The 15,655-nt window shown below is 71.9% G+C and carries 18 protein-coding genes and 1 pseudogene; 8 read left to right on the plus strand and 11 right to left on the minus strand.

All coding sequences use genetic code 11. From position 1 onward, the window contains the following. Positions 1-92 precede the first annotated feature (92 nt). Together ACN267_RS29390 and ACN267_RS29395 are read right to left on the minus strand one after the other, a co-directional pair. Positions 93-665 (minus strand): hypothetical protein, encoded by a 573-nt coding sequence (locus ACN267_RS29390; RefSeq protein ID WP_421490104.1) that lies wholly within the window; start codon positions 663-665, stop codon positions 93-95. After that, positions 662-1,171 (minus strand): SigE family RNA polymerase sigma factor, encoded by a 510-nt coding sequence (locus ACN267_RS29395; protein ID WP_204957800.1) that lies wholly within the window; start codon positions 1,169-1,171, stop codon positions 662-664. The genes ACN267_RS29390 and ACN267_RS29395 overlap by 4 nt, the downstream gene beginning before the upstream one ends. A 143-nt stretch (positions 1,172-1,314) precedes the next feature. Between ACN267_RS29395 and ACN267_RS29400 the strand changes: the two genes are divergently transcribed. From ACN267_RS29400 to ACN267_RS29415, 4 genes and pseudogenes are all read left to right on the plus strand, one after another. Continuing rightward, the gene (locus ACN267_RS29400) at positions 1,315-1,776 is read left to right on the plus strand and encodes a hypothetical protein (protein ID WP_421490105.1); all 462 of its coding nucleotides are present in this window, start codon (positions 1,315-1,317) and stop codon (positions 1,774-1,776) included. 70 nt (positions 1,777-1,846) lie between these two features. After that, positions 1,847-2,581: pseudogene (locus tag ACN267_RS29405) on the plus strand (Type 1 glutamine amidotransferase-like domain-containing protein). A gap of 58 nt (positions 2,582-2,639) precedes the next feature. After that, entirely contained in the window at positions 2,640-3,725 is a 1,086-nt protein-coding gene (gene ychF / locus ACN267_RS29410; RefSeq protein WP_088647525.1) for a redox-regulated ATPase YchF, read from the plus strand. Positions 3,726-3,818: 93 nt separating this feature from the next. Next, positions 3,819-4,328: a GNAT family N-acetyltransferase gene (locus ACN267_RS29415; protein WP_421490106.1), complete on the plus strand. Its 510-nt coding sequence runs from the start codon at positions 3,819-3,821 to the stop codon at positions 4,326-4,328. 95 nt (positions 4,329-4,423) lie between these two features. Here ACN267_RS29415 and ACN267_RS29420 read toward each other — a convergent pair whose 3' ends face one another. After that, positions 4,424-4,960 (minus strand): Uma2 family endonuclease, encoded by a 537-nt coding sequence (locus ACN267_RS29420; RefSeq protein ID WP_421490107.1) that lies wholly within the window; start codon positions 4,958-4,960, stop codon positions 4,424-4,426. A gap of 125 nt (positions 4,961-5,085) precedes the next feature. Between ACN267_RS29420 and ACN267_RS29425 the strand changes: the two genes are divergently transcribed. After that, on the plus strand, positions 5,086-5,658 hold the full coding sequence (locus ACN267_RS29425) for a hypothetical protein (RefSeq protein ID WP_421490108.1): 573 nt from the start codon (positions 5,086-5,088) through the stop codon (positions 5,656-5,658). Positions 5,659-5,757: 99 nt separating this feature from the next. On the opposite strand, the gene ACN267_RS29430 is transcribed toward ACN267_RS29425, so the two are convergent. The 3 genes from ACN267_RS29430 to ACN267_RS29440 form a co-directional block, all read right to left on the minus strand. Further along, entirely contained in the window at positions 5,758-6,486 is a 729-nt protein-coding gene (locus ACN267_RS29430; protein WP_204957806.1) for a class I SAM-dependent methyltransferase, read from the minus strand. 197 nt (positions 6,487-6,683) lie between these two features. Further along, the gene (locus ACN267_RS29435) at positions 6,684-7,190 is read right to left on the minus strand and encodes a GNAT family N-acetyltransferase (protein ID WP_421490109.1); all 507 of its coding nucleotides are present in this window, start codon (positions 7,188-7,190) and stop codon (positions 6,684-6,686) included. A gap of 80 nt (positions 7,191-7,270) precedes the next feature. Then, a complete protein-coding gene (locus ACN267_RS29440; RefSeq protein ID WP_204957808.1) occupies positions 7,271-8,164 on the minus strand; it encodes an NAD(P)-dependent oxidoreductase in 894 nt (297 codons plus the stop codon). 60 nt (positions 8,165-8,224) lie between these two features. On the opposite strand from ACN267_RS29440, the gene ACN267_RS29445 reads away from it, so the two are divergent. Then, the gene (locus ACN267_RS29445; RefSeq protein ID WP_204957809.1) at positions 8,225-8,641 is read left to right on the plus strand and encodes a MerR family transcriptional regulator; all 417 of its coding nucleotides are present in this window, start codon (positions 8,225-8,227) and stop codon (positions 8,639-8,641) included. Here ACN267_RS29445 and ACN267_RS29450 read toward each other — a convergent pair. Continuing rightward, positions 8,629-8,991, minus strand: coding sequence for a PH domain-containing protein (locus ACN267_RS29450; protein WP_088647519.1), 363 nt, complete (start codon positions 8,989-8,991; stop codon positions 8,629-8,631). The two genes, ACN267_RS29445 and ACN267_RS29450, sit on opposite strands and share 13 nt — an antisense overlap. A 112-nt stretch (positions 8,992-9,103) precedes the next feature. Between ACN267_RS29450 and ACN267_RS29455 the strand changes: the two genes are divergently transcribed. Then, the gene (locus ACN267_RS29455) at positions 9,104-10,381 is read left to right on the plus strand and encodes a DUF4190 domain-containing protein (RefSeq protein ID WP_204957810.1); all 1,278 of its coding nucleotides are present in this window, start codon (positions 9,104-9,106) and stop codon (positions 10,379-10,381) included. 167 nt (positions 10,382-10,548) lie between these two features. On the opposite strand, the gene ACN267_RS29460 is transcribed toward ACN267_RS29455, so the two are convergent. Next, the gene (locus ACN267_RS29460; RefSeq protein ID WP_204957811.1) at positions 10,549-10,857 is read right to left on the minus strand and encodes a 4a-hydroxytetrahydrobiopterin dehydratase; all 309 of its coding nucleotides are present in this window, start codon (positions 10,855-10,857) and stop codon (positions 10,549-10,551) included. A gap of 182 nt (positions 10,858-11,039) precedes the next feature. On the opposite strand from ACN267_RS29460, the gene ACN267_RS29465 reads away from it, so the two are divergent. Further along, positions 11,040-11,480: a (deoxy)nucleoside triphosphate pyrophosphohydrolase gene (locus ACN267_RS29465; RefSeq protein WP_421490110.1), complete on the plus strand. Its 441-nt coding sequence runs from the start codon at positions 11,040-11,042 to the stop codon at positions 11,478-11,480. Between the two features lie 192 nt (positions 11,481-11,672). Here the strand turns inward: ACN267_RS29465 and ACN267_RS29470 are convergent, their stop codons facing one another. From ACN267_RS29470 to ACN267_RS29480, 3 genes are read right to left on the minus strand one after another with little or no spacing between them, the layout of a single operon-like run. Further along, the gene (locus ACN267_RS29470; protein ID WP_204957813.1) at positions 11,673-12,740 is read right to left on the minus strand and encodes a succinate dehydrogenase/fumarate reductase iron-sulfur subunit; all 1,068 of its coding nucleotides are present in this window, start codon (positions 12,738-12,740) and stop codon (positions 11,673-11,675) included. After that, on the minus strand, positions 12,740-14,653 hold the full coding sequence (locus ACN267_RS29475) for a fumarate reductase/succinate dehydrogenase flavoprotein subunit (protein WP_204957814.1): 1,914 nt from the start codon (positions 14,651-14,653) through the stop codon (positions 12,740-12,742). The genes ACN267_RS29470 and ACN267_RS29475 overlap by 1 nt, the downstream gene beginning before the upstream one ends. 13 nt (positions 14,654-14,666) lie before the next feature. Continuing rightward, positions 14,667-15,473 (minus strand): hypothetical protein, encoded by an 807-nt coding sequence (locus tag ACN267_RS29480; RefSeq protein ID WP_204957815.1) that lies wholly within the window; start codon positions 15,471-15,473, stop codon positions 14,667-14,669. Between the last annotated feature and the right edge of the window lie 182 nt (positions 15,474-15,655).

Below are 15,655 nucleotides of genomic sequence, written 5' to 3' on the forward strand. Positions count from 1 at the left end.
TCACCGGCGGTGGCTCGCGGGAATCGGACCTGAGCGTGCGGGCGGTGGTCGACCTCCCCACCCCGGCCGTGCCGGGGTGGGGAGGCGGTGCGTCAGCGCGCGGGAACGGGGCCGGTCGCGGGGCCCTGGTCGACGGGCGGTGCGCTGCTGGCGGGGGCCGGTGCGGTGACCGGGCCGGTGCGCGGTCCGGCGACGCGTGGCGCGGGCGACGCCGGGATGGCGGTCGTCGCCGGAGCGGGCGACGCGGGGATGGCGGGCGGTGCCGGAGTGGACGTCGCGGGCGACGCGGGTACGGCCGTCGAGGCCGGCTTGCCCGGCGGTGCGGGAACGGCGGTCCGGGCCGGTGCCGGCGCGCCGCGGCCGGTCCGGACACCCTGGTCGACGGGGGGTTCGGTCACCGCCGCCGGGACGGGTGCCGCGGGCGGCCCGCTCGGCGTCGACGCCGGTACGGCGGGCGGGGTGTCCCCGTCACCGCTGGCGGCCATCGCGAACGGGGTGGCGATCAGCATGGCGGCGAGGACCCCCGCCGCGCTCATCGTGATCGTGGCGCGGCGGCGGGACCGGGCCCGGCGTTCCGCCCGGTTCAGGTGGTCGTGCACTGTCGGTGCCTCCTCGGCGAGGTCGGAGAGGGTGGCGCGGATGAGGTTCTCGAGGGGCGTGGTCACCGCCGTACCTCCAGCAGTTCGATGTCCGGCAGGAGTTGCCGCAGCCGGGCCACGGCCCGGTGGGTGCGGCTGCGTACGGTGCCGACCGAGCAGCCGAGCGCGGCGGCCACCTGGGTCTCGGTGAGGTCCTCGTAGTAGCGCAGGACCACGACCGTGCGCTGGGCCGCCGGCAGCGCGCGCAGCGCGGCCCGCATCGCCAGCCGTACGTCGGTGCCGCCGAACAGGTCCGGACCGGCCGGGTCGTCGACGCCGGTGAGCAGCGTCTCCCGGTACCGGCGCAGCCGCCGCCACCAGCTGACCTGCTCCCGGTACATGACCGTGCGCAGGTAGCCCTCCGGGTCGGTGTGGCGCAGGTCACGCCACCTCGGAATGGTCTTGGCCAGCGCCGACTGGAACAGGTCCTCGGCGGCGTGCCGGTCCCCGGTGAGCAGGTACGCGACCCGCATCAGGGCAGGTGCCCGGCTGGCCACGAACTCGGCCAGCCGGGCCCGATCGTCCTCGTCCACCCACCCTCCCCGTCATTGTCTGTCACCGATACAGACGCCCCAGCTCACCCCGCCTATCCCGGTCCCGGGGATCAGTTTCCGGCCCGGAAAGTGTCGGTAGTGGTCGGTAGCGTCCCGGCACCAACTCCAGAAAGGGTGCGGCGATGGCGAGCGTGACCGGGCGGGGCGACCCTCGGTCAGGGCCGGGGCGGCTGGACGACGCCACCGCGCAGGGCCTGTACGACCGGATGCGGGTGGTCGCGCCGGCCGCTTTCGGCGCGATCGAGCGGGACCGGGCCGACGATCCGGCACGACCGTTCGCCGACACCGCCTGCGGTCGGCTCGCCGGCTCCCTCGACGCGGCCGGCCTGCGGGCGCTGGGCATGTGGGCACACCACTGGTGCATGCGGTTCTACGACGACGACACCCGGGTCGGCCGCCGGCTGGTCCGGGAGATCGCCGGCCGGCGGGGGCTGGGCTGGACGGTCGACGAGGTGCGCTGGATGTTGGGCGAGTCGGAGCGGGCCGGCCCGAGCGCCGGGGACCGGCTCACCCTGCCGCTCGCGGCGGCTGGCGAACTGCCCGGGGTGGCCGACGGCGGGGCGGACTGGCGACTCGCCGGGTGACGCCGGCCGGTGGGCCGGGGGACGGCGGTGGCGCAGGATGACAGCGGAGCCAGCCGCAGAGAGGACCGACATGCCCGCCACCGAACCGACCATCGTCGCCACCAGCATGGGTTTCACCAGTCGTGGCCGGGGCCCCTGGGATGCCGATCCCGGACCGGTCTTCGACCTGATGGCCGAGTTGGCGCAGGCCGACGAGCCGCGGATCTGCTACCTCAACCAGGCCGTCGGCGACCAGCCCACCGCGCTGACCGTCTTCCACGGCGCGTTCGCCGGCACCCGCTACCGCCCCTCGCACCTGGCGCTGTTCCCGATGCCCAACGTCGAGGACGTCCGGGCGCACCTGCTCGGCCAGGACATCATCTGGGTCGGTGGCGGCAGCGTGGCCAACCTCTGCGCGGTGTGGCGGGTGCACGGGCTGCCGGAGATCCTGCGCGAGTGCTGAGAGGCCGGGGTGGTGCTCGGCGGGGTCTCCGCCGGTTCGATCTGCTGGCACGTCGGCGGCACCACCGACAGCTACGGCCGGCGGTTGCGGGCCTACACCGACGGCCTGGGCTGGCTGCCGTACGGCAACGGGGTGCACTACGACAGCGAGGCGCAGCGCCGGCCGCTGCTGCACCGGCTGGTCGCCGACGGCACGTTGCCGGCCAGCCACTGCACCGACGACGGGGTGGGGCTGGTCTACCGGGGCACCCGGCTGGCCGAGGCGGTCGCCGACCGGGCCGGGGTGGCCGCGTACGAGGTGGTGCCGGACGGTGCCGGCGGGGTGCGGGAGACCCGGATCGAACCCCGGTTGCTCACCGCCTGAGCCGCCCCGGCGGTGCCGACGGGGCCGCCTGCCGGGTGACGGCGTAAGCTGGCCCGTCGTGAGTCTCACCATCGGCATCGTCGGCCTGCCCAACGTCGGCAAGAGCACCCTGTTCAACGCGTTGACCAAGAACGACGTGCTCGCGGCGAACTACCCGTTCGCCACGATCGAGCCCAACGTCGGGGTGGTGGGGCTGCCGGACGCGCGGCTCGACAAGCTCGCCGAGATCTTCTCGTCGCAGAAGGTGCTGCCCGCGCCGGTGTCGTTCGTCGACATCGCCGGCCTGGTCCGGGGGGCGTCGAAGGGGCAGGGCCGGGGCAACGCGTTCCTGGCGAACATCCGGGACGCCTCGGCCATCTGCCAGGTGGTACGGGCCTTCTCCGACCCGAACGTGGTGCACGTCGACGGCAAGGTCTCGCCCGCCGACGACATCGAGACGATCAACACGGAGCTGATCCTGGCCGACCTGCAGACCCTGGAGAAGGCGCTGCCCCGGTTGGAGAAGGAGGCCAAGCTCCGCAAGGACCGGGCCGCCGCGGTGACCGCCGCGAAGCAGGCCGTCGAGGTGCTCGACGGCGGCACCACCCTGTACGCCGGGGCCGCCGCCGCCAAGATCGAGCTGGAGCACCTGCGGGAGCTGCACCTGCTCACCACGAAGCCGTTCCTCTACGTGTTCAACGTCGACGAGGCCGAGCTGGGCAACGCCGCCTTCCTCGACGAGCTGCGCGCCCTGGTGGCTCCCGCCGAGGCCGTGTTCATGGACGCCAAGATCGAATCCGAGCTGGTGGACCTGCCCGAGGAGGAGGCCCGCGAGCTGCTGGAGTCGATCGGGCAGTCCGAGCCGGGGCTGGACCAGCTCGTCCGGGTCGGCTTCCGCACGCTCGGGCTCCAGACGTACCTCACGGCGGGGCCGAAGGAGGCGCGGGCCTGGACCGTGCCGGTCGGCGCGACCGCCCCGGAGGCCGCCGGGGTGATCCACAGCGACTTCCAACGCGGCTTCATCAAGGCCGAGGTGGTCTCCTACGACGACCTGGTCGCGGCCGGCTCGATGGCGGCGGCGAAGGCCGCCGGCAAGGTCCGGATCGAGGGCAAGGAATACGTCATGCAGGACGGCGACGTGGTGGAGTTCCGGTTCAACGTGTAGTTCCGGTCCACCGTCTCGCGGACAGCTCGGCGGGTCGTGCCGCCCGGCTGAATCGCGTTGTCGGGGCCTGTCGACCGGTCCTACGGTGATCCGGTGACGATCCGCGACGCCGAGGACGGCGACTGGCCTGCGATCTACCCCTTCTTCAGCGAGATCGTGGCGCAGGGCCGCTCGTACGCGTTCCCCGGGAACCTGTCCCTGGAGCAGGCCCGCGGGTGGTGGATGGAGCCCCCTCCGGGGCGCACCGTCGTCGCGGTGGACGGGCCGACCGTTCTCGGCAGCGCGAAGATGGGTCCGAACCGGCCCGGTCGCGGCGCACATGTGGCAACGGCCAGCTTCATGGTCGACCCACGGCATTCCGGCCGCGGCGTCGGCCGCGCCCTCGGCGAGCACGTCGTCGACTGGGCGCGGGCCGCCGGCTACCGGAGCATCCAGTTCAACGCGGTCGTCGAGTCGAACGAGGTCGCGGTCCGGCTGTGGCGTTCGTTGGGTTTCGAGGTGCTCGCCACCGTCCCCGAGGCGTTCGACCACCCCGAGCACGGCCTGGTGGGGCTGCACGTGATGTTCCTGAATCTGGGCGCTCCCGAGCCACCGTCACGGTGACCGGCGACGGGATCCGGTGGGGTCCGCTCCAGCGTGTGGTGGTCGCCGCGCTCAGGCCTTGCGGCCCGGCACCAGCCCGTCCAGGTCAAGCTTGATCACGAACGGCTTCGTGGTCCGCAGTTCGTGGCGATGGATTCCGGTCGCCACGTAGGCCCGTGTCGGCACGTCCAGTTCGTAGGCGTGGACCACAGGTGAGCCGTCCTCCTCCTCGACGGCCAGTAGTTGGCGATGCCGGCTTCCGCGTACTTGCGCAGCTTGACCGTACGGTCGCGGTGCGCCGACTCCGGCGAGACCACCTCCACGACCAGGAGAGTCTCCTCAGGTGTGTAGAAGGTGCGCGACGGGTCGTAAGGTGCTGCCGCTGCCACGAGGCCGGGCTCGGGACGGTTCCACCTGTCGAGTCGGACCGTGATCTCCCTGTCGACCTCGACACCTGATGGTGCCTGGTCGGTCAGGGCGTTCACCAGCGCTGTGACGATCCGGGCGTGCCAGACCCGCTGGGGGGACATCATGAAGACGAGTGCTCCGTCGATCAGTTCGGTGTGACGGGGTGCCTCGGTGAGCGTGTCGAGGTCGTCTGCGTACCACCCCTCCGGGCGGGGCGGCCGCATCCACTCGGGCACCGCAGTCATGCGGTCACCGTAGCATTCGGTAGTCGCGGTCCCGGCCTCCTGCGCTCGCCCGCCCCGGCCCCGCGTCGTCACGGATCGCGGTGGACCTCCGCTTCGACGTCCGAGCCGGCCGGTACGGTCGGGCCATGGTCACGACGTTGACGCCCGCGCTCCCGGACGGCCGGACCGGTGGGCGGATCGGTGGCGCGCCACCTGTCGCGATCGAGTCCCACCCGGTGCTGACGACGCACCGCTACCTCCTGACACTTCCTGCGGACTGTGCGCCCTGGACCGGCGGTCGTGAGGTGTCGGTGCTGCTGCGCGAGGGGTTCGAGATCAGCGACGACGATCTCGAATACCCGGGCATGGCGATGCGGGCCGTCCCGCACCAGCCCTCGCCGCGGGGCTCCCGTACGGAGCTCGGCTGGCCCGGACTGCGCTGCGCCGCATTGACGGAGTGCGACGGTGACGTCGTTCCGTTCGTGCGCGTCGGCACCGAGCCGGTGCTCATCCAGGGCGACCCGAGTTACGCGGACGCGGTGCTCGCCGACGGGCACGACTTCCTGTTCCAGGTCGACGAGGAAGGCTGGCCGGTGGCAGGCGAACTGGCGGACATGGTCGAGTCCTACCTCTGGGGATACGGCTCGGTGTACTTCTACGGCACGCTGCGGGACGACGGTACGGTGGACGAGGTCGTGGCCGGGTTCATCGACTTCTGAGGCCGCCGAGGCCGCCGCCATCCGGATGATCAAACGGCTGTAGTACGCCGGCACACCCCGGGGCCGGGGCAGGTGCCCCGACCCCGGCCGGTCCACCCCTCAGCGGCGGTAGACCGAGATGTGCGACGTGCTGGTGTCGTCGAACGGGTGCCGGTGCCAGTCGGCGTACCGCTCGACGAGGCGCAGGCCGGCCCGGTGGGCCAGCTCGTCGATCTGCTCCGGCCAGCAGTAGCGCATCGCGAACGGTTCCAGGTGTACGCCGTCGCGGTCGAAGGTGATGGTCTGCCGGACGAAGGTCTGCGCCGCCCGGTCGTACTGGTGCAGCCGGATGGTGGCCGAGTCCTCGGTCACCGACCGCATCTGCACCTGTTCGTCCCGGTCGAAGCCGGCCGGGTCGGGCACGAACGCCTCGACGACGAACTCGCCGCCGGGGGCCAGCACCCGGGCCACGTTGCGCAGGCAGTCCTGCTGCCGCTCGGCACGGACCAGGTTGAACAGGGTGTTGAACACCAGGTAGACCAGCCGGTACGGGCCTGTCACGGGCACGTCGGCCATGTCGCCGATGGTGACCGGGACGCCGTCGCCGCCGGGCTTGGCGCGCAGCTTCGCCACCATCTCCGGTGACGCCTCGACCCCGTCGACGGGTACGCCCCGGGCGGCGAGCGGTAACGCCACCCGACCCGTCCCGACGGCGAGTTCGAGCACCCGCCCGTCGCCGGCCCGTTCGGCGAGGAAGTCCACCGCCGGGCCCGGGTCGGGGTTGCCGGGGCTGTCGTACCTGTCGGCCCACATCCTGCCGAAGTGGCCCGGATCATCGAACACCGACATCAGCGACCCCCGTTCGGGGTGCCGGCCGGTCCGGTGTCACCGGCGCATGGTCGCGCCGTCACTGCCGTGGTGCTGGTGGTCACGAAGCCTCGATTCCCGCTGCTGGTCGATGGTGGGCGCCTGGGTGGACCTCGTGGCGTACGACATGTCGTCTGCTCCCTCCGGTCGGCTTCGTCCCCAGCCAAGCAGCGGGCCGGTCAGCGGGGCAACCCGGTTTCCGGCCGGGTCAGGTCGAGCGTCCAGTGCCGGGTACGGATGACCTGGTCGTTGAACTCGACGTCCTCCTCGCCGAGCAGGGTGAACCCGAGCGACCGGCAGATCGCGTTCGACGGGGCGTTGCCGACCGCCGGGAAGGCGTGCACGGTGTCCTCCCGTCCCTCGGTGCGGGCCTGGTCGAGTAGCGCGCGTACGCCCTGCTTGGCCAGCCCCCGGCCCTGGAACTCGGGCAGCACCATCCAGCCGACCTCGGCGACCGCCCCGTCGTCCGGCCCGCGCCAGAGGGTGACGGTCCCGGCGACCGTGTCGTCCACCACGATCATCTTGATCAGTGCGACGCCGTCGGCGGCCAGTCGGACGTCCCGGCGGACCTGCCGGGCCACGTGGGCGGCCGGCAGCGGCCCGCCGAGTTCGACCATCATCGCCGGGTCGCAGCGCATCCGCTGGTACGCCTCGACATCGGTGGCCAGCACGTCACGCAGGAACACGCCGCACCAGCCCCCGATGACCATTGTGGAGAGTCGTCCGCATGGGCCCGAGTATTCCAGGGACCGGGGCCGGCCGGGTGTCAGACGGAGCGGGCCGGGGTGAGAACCTGGGCCAGCCGGGCCAGTCCGTCCTCGCCGTGACCGGCGGCGATGGTCCGTTCGATGACGGACCGGGCGGCACGCAGCATCCCGGAGTCGATCCCGTGGGCGTCGGTGGCCTCGATGACGTGGGTGATGCTCGCGCCGACCGAGGCGACGGTGGACCGGTCGCCGGGGAACTGGTCCGCGGCGATGTCGTCGGCGAAGCGGCCGACCAGCTCCGCGAGCATCGGGGCGATCCCGGCGGCGTACCGGGCGAACGACCGGGGGTCGATGCCCTCCGCCGAGGCCAGCGCGAAGGCGTGCAGCAGGCCGGTGACCGCGGTGCCGAACAGATCGAACAGCGCCATCTCGTACGCCGCCGTCGCCCCCGGGTCCGGGCCGAGGTGGGCGGGTGTGCCGCCGAAGGCCGTCAGGGTGGGCATGACCGCGTCGACGGTGGGCCGGTCGCCGCACCAGAGCGTCACGGCGGCCGGTGTGCCGATCGTCGGCGTCGGGGTCAGGATCGCGCCCTTCACCAGGTCGACGCCGTTGCCTTCGGCCCATTTCGCCAGCTTGCGCGCCTCGTCCGGTTGACCGGTGGTGACGTCGATGACGGTCCGGCCGGCCCAGTCGTCGTGCGCGGCGAGCACCGAGTCGACCGCCGCCGGGCTCCGCAGGCAGGTGACCACGACGGCGGCGGCCCGGACCGCCCCGGCGACGGTCGGCGCAGCCACCGCGCCCCGCGTGACGAGGGGTTCGGCCCGCTCCGGCGTACGGTTCCAGACGATGGTCGGAATGCCGGCCGAGATCAGGGCGGTGGCGAGGGCCTGCCCCATCGGGCCGAGACCGAGCACCGCCACCGGGTCGTGGTGCGTGAGTTTGCGATCGCTCATGCCGGCGACGGTAGACGTTCACGTTGACGTGAAGGTCAAGTCCGCGCTCTCCTGTACGGCATGCGGATCGGTGAACTGGCCCGGCGGGCCGGGGTGAGCACCCGGGCCCTGCGCTACTACGAGGAGCAGGGCCTGCTACGGCCGGAACGGCGGCCGAGCGGCTACCGCGACTACGGCGAGCAGGCCCTGGCCACCGTGCGGCGGATCCAGTTGCTCCTCTCGGCCGGGCTCGGGACGGCCGTGATCGCCGAGATCCTGCCCTGTGTGCCGGACGACACCACGGTGCTCGCCCCCACCTGCCCCGAACTGCTCGACGGTCTCGCCGAGGAACGGGCGCGGATCACCGCGGCCATGCAGCGGCTCGCCGCGGCCCGGGACATCCTCGACTCCCTCATCGCCACCGGCGCCCCCGACCCGCCAGCGGTGAGGCGGGACGGGGCGGCGTGTCGGCGGGCGGGGGCAGGTCAGGAGATGTAGTGCAGGATCACGTTGTGCACGTGGTGGCTCTTCTGCGCGCCCCGGAACTCCACCTCGTAGGTGTGCGTGCCGACGTGTACGGCGATCGCGCCGGTGGAGAAGAACTCCCCGCCCCACGACTTGTTGCTCACCACGCTCACGCTGGTGATCTTCGAGTACGGGATGCTGGTGATCGCGAACTTCTTGCCCACGAACGAGCGGTCCTGGATGATCACCCGCCGGTCGGTCAGGCCGATGAACCCGGTGCCGGTGCCGATGGCGTCGTAGACGGCGATGATCTGTTCCCCGTCGAGCAGTCCACTGCGGATCTGCTGGAACTGCTCCTTGCGGTCGTACGTCACATTTGCCATGGGTTCCACGGTAGGAAGTGGGCGCCAGCGTCGGCCGTTGCCTGCCCGTCCGCCCGGTCGACTAGTCTCCCCATGCCTGGCCGGACGCGGGGCGACGGGGGAGGGAAGCGGTGTGACCAGCGAACGTTCCGAGACGCAGCCCGCCGACGAGTCGCGGCCGGTGCCGCCGACGACCGCGGCCGGCACCGCCGACGCGGCCCCGCCCGACGCGACGCCTCCGGCTCCCGGCGGTGCCGACGCGCCCGACGGCGGTGCGGACGCGAGCCCGGCCGCTGCGGCGACCCCGCCCCCGGCCCCCGGTGCCGACGCGGCCAACGGCGGTGCCGACACGGCCCCGGGCGGTACCGGGGACGCCGAGGCGGGCCCGGCGTCGCATGCCGTGCCCGACTGGGAGCCGTGGCCGCAGCGCCCCGCAGTCCGCGGCCGGCTGAACCGGCTGGCCGTGGTGACGCTGCTGCTCGGCCTGCTCGGCGGGGTGCTGGCACCGGTCACCGCCGGGTTCGCGCTACGCCGGATCAGGCGGGACGGCGAGCGGGGTCGGGGGCTGGTGATCGCCGGCCTGGTGCTGCTCGGCGGCTGGGTGCTGGCCGGTCTGGTGGCGCTGGGCGTCACGATGACCGGTTCCGACCCCGACCCGGGGCTGCGCGGGCTGCGGGTGGGGGACTGTTTCCGGGTGTCCTCCGGTGCCACCGCCAGCCGGACCGCCCCCGAGAAGGTCACCCGGGTGGCCTGTGACACCCCGCACCACGCCGAGTACGTCGACGACTTCCCCGCCTACGAGCGCTCCGCCGACGAGCGGTACCCGGGTGCGGCGGCGCTCTCCCAGCGGGCCGAGACGCTCTGCCGGCAGCGGCAGCGCAGCTACGTGGTGGACCCGCTGGGACTGCCGACCGAGGTGCGGCTGAGCTGGTTCCTGCCGACCCGGGTCGACTGGTCCACCGACCCCACCATCACCTGCTACCTGACCTCCCCGGCGGGGCTGTCCCGGTCGCTGCGGATGGACACCACGGTGCTGGACCCGGCGCAGCTCGGCTACCTGCTGGCCAGCCGGGACTGGACCGAGGCGCGGGCCGCCCTGGTGGCCAGTGCGCCGACCAGCACCCCGGCCGGGCTACGGGACGCGGTGCGTCGGGCCGAGACCATCCACACCGACATGTGGTTCCGGCTGCGCCGCGAGACCTGGCCGGAGGCGGTCCGCCCGGCGATGGAGCGGCTGCTCACCGAGATGGAGCAGGACGAGCCGGCCTGGCGGGACGCCGACGGCGAACCCGACCGGGGCCGGCTGCTCCAGGTGGTCGCGCAGGCCGGGCAGCATCCGGACCCGGCCACCGAGCTGGCCGTACGCCAGGCGCTGGGGTTGCCGACGGCGCAGGGCGAGCCGATGCGCTGAGCTGACCGAGGGTGGTGTTCCGACCACTCGGCGCGGACGGGGCGGACGTTCCGCCGAGGGGGCGGGCCCCGGACGGCTCTAAGCTGGCGGGGAGGGTGCGGCTGGCGACGACGGGGGTCGACGATGACGGGAACCGCCGGTCACCCGCGACCGCCGCGGCCGGCTGGTCAGTCCGCCGTCACCGCGCGGTACGCGTCCTCGATCCGGGCGGCGAGCAGCACCTCACCCTCGGTGAGCGGCTCCCCGTCGCCGTGCCCGACCCGGATGCGGGTCTCGGTGTCCCGCCGGCTGATGTCCGGTCGCAGCCGCAGCGCGTCCGCGACGACCTTGACCCGTTCGGTGAGCGCGGCGTGCTGGCTGTCGTCCATGACCAGGGTGCGGCGGATCTGCTCACCGTCGCGGGTCCACCCGTGCAGGAGCGTGAGGGCGTCACTGAGATAGTCGTGCTTGCTTCGACTGGTGAACAGCGCGCGCATCACCGCACCTCCCAGGCGCCGTTGCCGGCTTGTGGCCAAATCGTCGCCGTCCCGTGTCCTCGTGGTGCTATTAGTCTGTCGACCTGATGGCGGTGTGTCCACGCCCACACTTCCGTCTCTTATTGGCCTACCGGTCGGCCACGGTACCCAAACCGACGATTGATCTGGCACGCTGGACGCCCGTGCAGACCGAACGGAGTAGCGGTAACGGACCGACCGACCGGCGCGAGCCGAGGGTGGTCGTGGGAGCGGCGATCATCTCCGCCGGGCGGGTGCTCGCCTGTGCGCGTAACGCGCCCCCCGAGGTCGCCGGCATGTTCGAGTTCCCCGGTGGCAAGGTCGAGCCGGGCGAGAGCGAGACGGCGGCGCTGGTCCGCGAGTGCGCCGAGGAGCTGGCCGTCCGGGTGGAGGTCGGCGACCGGATCGGCCGGGACGTCCGGATGGCCCACGGCCGGTCGGTGCTGAAGGTGTACGCGGCACGCCTGCTGCACGGCGACCAGCCGCGCGCACTGGAACACTCCGCGCTGCGCTGGCTGACCGCCGACGAACTGCACAGCGTCACCTGGCTCCCCGCCGACGTGCCCATCGTCGCCGCCCTCCGCCCGCTGTTGGCCGCCGGCTGACGGCGGCGGGTGCCCGGCCGACACGGCGACGGGGGCCGACGGCGTGTGCCGTCGACCCCCGTCGACCTCGTCGTGCCCGTTGCGGCGGATGTCGCGCCGCAGCGATGCCGGCCGTCCCGACCCGTGCCGTTCGCCCGGCCCGGTGGTGCCGTCAGGCCGGCCCGGTGCCTGTCGTGCCGGTCTCGTGCCCGTTCAGTGCTTGTCGTCCTGGCTCGGGTGGGCGAAGTTCAGGTGCTCCGGCGGCAGCGGGAAGGTGACGTCGTCACCGAACGGCGACGGAGCCGCCGCCCGGTCGAAGGTCAACTCCGTCAGCGGGAGCTTGCCCCGGTCGTCGACCGCCGGCATGGTCGGGTGCGGGACCTCGCGGTGCCAGTTCACGCCCTGCTGGGCCTGGGCCTCCGCGGCCGGGTCGCCGGAGCCGCCGGCGTGCGAGTGGACTCCAGCCTGCCGTGCGCCGCTGTGCACCACGGACCCCTTTCCCGCGCTGTTCGCGGTGCTCTGGGGCGTCTCGCCCCGACGGAAGATCTTGCTACCGAGCCATACCAGGGGATCGTACCTGCGGTCGACGACCCGTTCCTTCATGGGGATGATCCCGTTGTCGGTGATCTTGATGTGCTCGGGGCAGACCTCGGTGCAGCACTTGGTGATGTTGCAGAAGCCGAGCCCCTGCTCCTGCTGCGCGTACTGCTTGCGGTCGGTCTTCGCGTCCAGCGGGTGCATGTCCAGCTCGGCGGCCCGGATGAAGAACCGGGGGCCGGAGAAGGCCGGCTTGTTCTCCTCGTGGTCGCGGATCACGTGGCACACGTTCTGGCACAGGAAGCACTCGATGCACTTGCGGAACTCCTGCGAGCGTTCCACGTCGACCTGCTGCATCCGGTACTCACCAGGCGCCAGGTCGGCCGGCGGGGCGAAGGCCGGCGTCTCGCGCGCCTTCTCGTAGTTGAACGAGACGTCCGTGACCAGGTCCCGGATCACCGGGAAGGTGCGCAACGGGGTGACCGTGACGGTCTCGGACTCCTCGAACGTCGACATCCGGGTCATGCAGCTCAGCCGGGGCTTGCCGTTGATCTCCATCGAGCAGGAGCCGCACTTGCCGGCCTTGCAGTTCCACCGGCAGGCCAGATCCGGCGCGTCGGTGGCCTGGAGCCGGTGGATGACGTCGAGGACGACCTCGCCCTCGTTCACCTCGACCGAGTAGTCCTGGAGGTCACCGCCGGTCTCGTCGCCCCGCCAGATGCGGAACTCCCTCTTGCTTCCCATCAGTTCGCCTCCTCGCCGACGGCGTCGACGTCGGCCAGCTCCTCGTCGGTCAGGTACTTGGCCAGCTCGGTACGGTCGAAGAGGCCGATCAGCTCGGCCCGCATCTTCGGCAGCGGCTTGTGCTCCAGCCGGACGGTGTCACCGTCGAGCGTGCAGACCAGGTTGATCCGCCGCCAGCGGGGGTCCATGGTCGGGAAGTCCTCCCGGGTGTGCCCGCCGCGCGACTCCTGCCGCTCCAGCGCCGCCTTCGCGGTGCACTCCGAGACGACCAGCATGTTGCGCAGGTCCAGCGCCAGGTGCCAGCCCGGGTTGTAACGCCGGCCGCCGGCCGCGCTCACCTTCGCCACCCGCTCCCGCAGCTCGGTCAGCCGGCGCAGCGCGTCGACCAGCTCGCCCTCCCGGCGGATGATGCCGACCAGATCCCCCATCACCGCCTGGAGATCCTGCTGGAGGGTGTACGGGCTCTCCCCGGTGTCCCGCTGCAACGGCGCCAGCGCCGTCTCCACGGCGGTCTCCACCGCGGCCACCGGCACCTTCGGGCGCGAGGCCAGCTGATCGGTGTACGACGCCGCGTGCCCGCCCGCCCGCTTGCCGAAGACCAGCAGGTCGGACAGGGAGTTGCCGCCCAGCCGGTTGGAGCCGTGCATGCCGCCGGAGACCTCACCGGCGGCGAACAGCCCCTGCACGGTGCCGAACGCGGCCCCGGAGTCCGGGTCCACCTCGACGCCGCCCATCACGTAGTGGCAGGTCGGCCCGACCTCCATCGGCTCGGCCGTGATGTCGACGTCGGCCAGCTCCTTGAACTGGTGATACATCGACGGCAGTCGACGGCGGATCTCGTCGGCCGAACGCCGGGAGGCGATGTCCAGGTAGACGCCGCCGGCCGGCGTACCCCGACCGGCCTTGACCTCGCTGTTGATCGCGCGGGCGACCTCGTCGCGGGGGAGCAGCTCCGGCGGACGCCGGTTGTTGTCCGGGTCGGTGTACCAGCGGTCGGCCTCCTCCTCGGTCTCCGCGTACTGCTTGCGGAAGACGTCGGGGACGTAGTCGAACATGAACCGCTTGCCCTCGGAGTTCTTCAGCACGCCGCCGTCGCCCCGGACCGACTCGGTGACCAGGATGCCCTTCACCGAGGGCGGCCAGACCATGCCGGTCGGGTGGAACTGGAGGAACTCCATGTTGATCAGCGTGGCCCCGGCGCGCAGCGCCAGCGCGTGCCCGTCCCCGGTGTACTCCCAGGAGTTCGAGGTGACCTTGTAGGACCGGCCGACCCCGCCGGTGGCCAGCACCACCGCCGGTGCTTCGAACAGGATGAACTCGCCGGATTCCCGGTAGTAGCCGAACGCCCCGGCCACCCGGTCCCCGTCGAGCAGCAGTTCGGTGATGGTCGTCTCGGAGAACACCCGGATCCGGGCCTCGTAGTCGCCGAGGTCGCGCTTGTCCTCCTGCTGGAGGGAGACGATCTTCTGCTGGAGGGTGCGGATCAGCTCCAGGCCGGTGCGGTCACCGACGTGCGCCAGCCGGGGGTACTCGTGCCCGCCGAAGTTGCGCTGGGAGATCTTGCCGTCCTTCGTCCGGTCGAAGAGCGCCCCGTACGTCTCCAGCTCCCAGATCCGCTGCGGCGACTCCTTCGCGTGCAGCTCGGCCATCCGGAAGTTGTTGAGGAACTTGCCGCCGCGCATGGTGTCACGGAAGTGCACCTGCCAGTTGTCCCGGCTGTTCACGTTCCCCATCGCGGCCGCCGCGCCGCCCTCGGCCATCACGGTGTGCGCCTTGCCGAACAGTGACTTGGAGATGATCGCGGTCTTCTTGCCGGCGAGCCGGGCCTCGATCGCCGCGCGCAGGCCGGCGCCGCCGGCCCCGATCACGACGACGTCGTAGTGGTGTCGTTCGATGCGAGTGGTAGTGGTCATGTCGCCGCGCCCTCTAGTTGATGAACCGCAGGTCGGTGAACCAGCCGGCGGCGATGGCCATCACGTAGAAGTCGGTGAAGGCCAGCGTGCCGAGGGTGATCCAGGCGAGCTGCATGTGCCGGGTGTTCAGCTTGGACACGAACGTCCAGGCCCGGTACCGCACCGGGTGCGCGGAGAAGTGCTTGAGCCGCCCGCCGATGATGTGCCGGCAGGAGTGGCAGGAGATCGTGTACGCCCAGAGCATCACCACGTTGACCAGCAGGACGATGTTGCCCAGCCCGAAGCCGAAGCCCTCCGGCGAGTGGAAGGCCAGCACCGCGTCCCAGGTGTTGATCAGCGAGATGATCGCGGCGGCGTAGAAGAAGTAGCGGTGCAGGTTCTGCCCGAGCAGCGGGAACCGGGTCTCCCCGGAGTAGGACTTGTGCCCGTCGGGAACCGCGCAGGCCGGCGGCGACAGCCAGAACGACCTGTAGTACGCCTTGCGGTAGTAGTAGCAGGTCAACCGGAACAGCAGCAGGAACGGCAGGGTCAGCGCCGCGTCCGGGATGATCCACCAGCCGGGCAGGAGAGTGCCGAAGTGCGAGGAGCCCTCGACGCACCTGTCGGTCACACAGGGGGAGTAGAACGGCGTCAGGTAGTGGTACTGGTCCACCCAGTACCACTTGTGCATGAACACCCGGACGGTCGCGTACGCCACCCAGGCGCTGAGCCCGACGACGGTGATCAGGGGGGCGAACCACCAGCGGTCGGTCCGCAACGTCTTCGCCGCGATGGCGGCGCGCGCCCGCGCACCCCGCGGCTTCGTTGCCGTTGATGTCATTCGAGTCGTCTTCCTGACGGGACGGGCCCTCGCGGGCGGCGGTTCACGTTCCGTGCCGGCCAGTGGACCGGCCGGACCGTGTCCACTGCCGCGTCGTGCGCAAGCAGGCGACCACGCCGAAACATCGGCGCAGCTAAGTGACACACGTTACGCCGATCATCACGTTCGGGCCGCGCAACGCA

It is taken from the genome of Micromonospora sp. WMMD734 (assembly GCF_049178975.1).
GTDB lineage: Bacteria > Actinomycetota > Actinomycetes > Mycobacteriales > Micromonosporaceae > Micromonospora > Micromonospora wenchangensis.